At 72.9% G+C, this 894-nt stretch carries 1 protein-coding gene; it reads left to right on the forward strand.

Annotation, left to right across the window (positions count from 1 at the left end):
- A partial coding sequence (locus tag AC13HU_RS37730) for a hypothetical protein (protein ID WP_483046518.1) occupies nt 1-861 on the forward strand: 861 nt, incomplete at its 5' end.
- Between the last annotated feature and the right edge of the window lie 33 nt (nt 862-894).

Here is an 894-nt window from a genome sequence, read left to right on the forward strand (position 1 = left end):
GAGTTGCGGGCCGATCCGTCGGCGCGGCCGGCCGGGGGCGTGCGGTGGCTCGGCTCGGCCGACCCGGATCTGGTCGAGGAGACCCTTGTTCGCTTCGGCACCGAACTCGGCTTCGTCCAGCAGGCGTTCGGCTGCCTGAACCTTCTCCGGTACGGCGGCGCGGCGCGCCTCACCGCGCTCGCCGGACGCGGTCTGCTCGGCCAGGCCGCCACCAAGCTGTGCGTGAAGGCGCTGGACTCCCGCGATCCGATCGGCGTGATCCGCGCCCGGATCAACCGTGAACTCGCCCCGGCCAAGCTGGTCAAGAAGCTGCGCCGCTCGTCCCATCACTGGGCCACGACAAGCACCATGGCGGCGGCGGACCTGGTCGGCGTCGACTGGCAGGCCCTGGTGGCCGCGCACCAGGAGGAACCACTGCCGTACTGGCGGCAGTTGCTCGGCATGTCGATCGTTCCTACCGAAATTCGCCTGCAATACGCGGAGTTGGTGCGCGAGCCTGGACCGAACGGCCTGCCCGACGGCGCCGAACTCACTCGGGCGCGCGCCCGCCACGGCCTGGCCGGCCTCTATCACTGCGCGACCGTCACCCAACTCGACGGCCTGCTCACGTCCGGCGTGCTGACCTCGACCGACCTGCTGCACGAAGCCGCGCCGGCCGCCCTCATCCTCGACTACCTGGGCAGCGCCGCCCGCCGCACCGACGCCCCGTCCGAGGCGGCCGCCGCACTCGCGGAACTCGCCCACCTCGTCCGTTCCCGCCTCGGCTCCGACGCGGCGGCATGGGCGCGGGTCGCCGAGCGGCTGACGAGGCGCGATCCGCACTGGGAGCCCATGTCCCCGGTGGACGCGCTCCTCTCGTGAAGACTTCGCGGAGGGCGGCGCGGGGCGCGGGAG

This window comes from Streptomyces sp. NH27, from assembly GCF_056859195.1.